Source organism: Vibrio sp. 704 (assembly GCF_033339295.1).
This window is the reverse complement of the sequence record NZ_JAWOUH010000068.1, coordinates 1-1,408: the sequence shown is the minus strand read 5'-3', so window position 1 is coordinate 1,408 and position 1,408 is coordinate 1. Positions and strand designations below refer to the sequence as shown.

General features: G+C 47.4%; 2 protein-coding genes. Both read left to right on the top strand.

Features of this window, described 5'->3' with window-relative positions; genetic code table 11:
- A partial coding sequence (gene proB / locus R7R24_RS24455; protein WP_318119690.1) for a glutamate 5-kinase occupies positions 1–654 on the top strand: 654 nt, incomplete at its 5' end.
- Positions 655–671: 17 nt separating this feature from the next.
- A partial coding sequence (gene proA, locus R7R24_RS24450; protein WP_318119689.1) for a glutamate-5-semialdehyde dehydrogenase occupies positions 672–1,408 on the top strand: 737 nt, incomplete at its 3' end.

Here is a 1,408-nt window from a genome sequence, read left to right as displayed (position 1 = left end):
GCTTTAGTGGGTATTTTGTGTGGTGCAGATAAGTTATTGCTACTGACAGACCAAAAAGGTCTGTTTACTGCTGACCCACGAAAAGATCCGAATGCAGAGCTGATCAAAGAAGTTAAAACCATTGATGACACGTTGCGTAAAATTGCTGGCGGCAGCGGTACAACACTCGGTACGGGTGGTATGGCGACGAAACTTCAAGCAGCCGACATCGCACGTCGCGCGGGTATTGAAGTTATTATCGCAGCAGGTAGCGCGCCAAACGTAATTTTTGACTCGTTGAGCACGGAGCCTCAAGGTACGCGTTTCCTACCTTGTTCAGAAGCATTGGAAAACCGTAAGCGTTGGATCCTCGCAGGTCCTGCAGCATCGGGTGACATTATCATCGATGATGGTGCGGTAAATGCGGTTGTTGGTAAAGGCAGCAGCTTGCTAGCAAAAGGGGTCATCAAGGTGAGCGGTGATTTTGCCCGTGGTGAAGTTGCTCGCGTAACAAATTCTCATGGCAAACTGGTTGCGCGTGGTATTAGCGCCTACTCAAGTGAAGACTTGGCAAAAATTACTGGCAAACACAGTAAAGACATCATCTCTATTTTGGGTCATGACTACGGCTCAGAAGTGATTCATCGCGATGATCTTGTCGTCATTCAAGAATAGAAATTGAGGGAAGCAACGTGGATTTAACGAATATGGGTAAAGCTGCTAAAGATGCAGCTTTCGAATTGGCGACAGCGTCAACTGCTCAAAAGAACCAAGCTCTAGCGATCATCGCAGATGAGCTAGAAGCAAACTCTGCTGCTATTTTGGCAGCAAACGCAAAAGACATCGAACTTGGTCGCGAAGCTGGTCTGACCGATGCGCTGTTAGACCGTCTACTGTTGAATGAAGAACGCTTAACGGGCATTGCAAATGATGTTCGCAATGTGATCAGCCTAAACGATCCTGTGGGCAGCGAAATCGACAGTAAAGTGCTAGAAACCGGCATGTCTCTCTCTCGCCGCCGTGTACCACTTGGTGTTGTGGGTGTGATTTATGAAGCGCGTCCAAATGTGACTATCGACATTGCCGCACTGTGCCTGAAAACGGGTAACGCCAGCATCCTACGCGGTGGTAAAGAGACGTTTTTCTCTAACATGGAACTTGTGAAAGTTATCCAATCAGCCCTTGCAAAAGCAAACTTGCCAGCCGCTTCAGTACAGTACATTGAAAAGCCAGATCGCGAGCTGGTTTCTCAACTGCTTAAACTGGATGACTACGTTGATATGATCATCCCACGTGGTGGAGCGGGTCTGCACAAAATGTGTAAAGAGAACAGCACAATTCCAGTGATCATCGGCGGTTTTGGTATCAGTCACATTTTTGTTGATGAATCCGCAGACCTAGAGAAATCTCTAAACGTGGTTGAAAACTC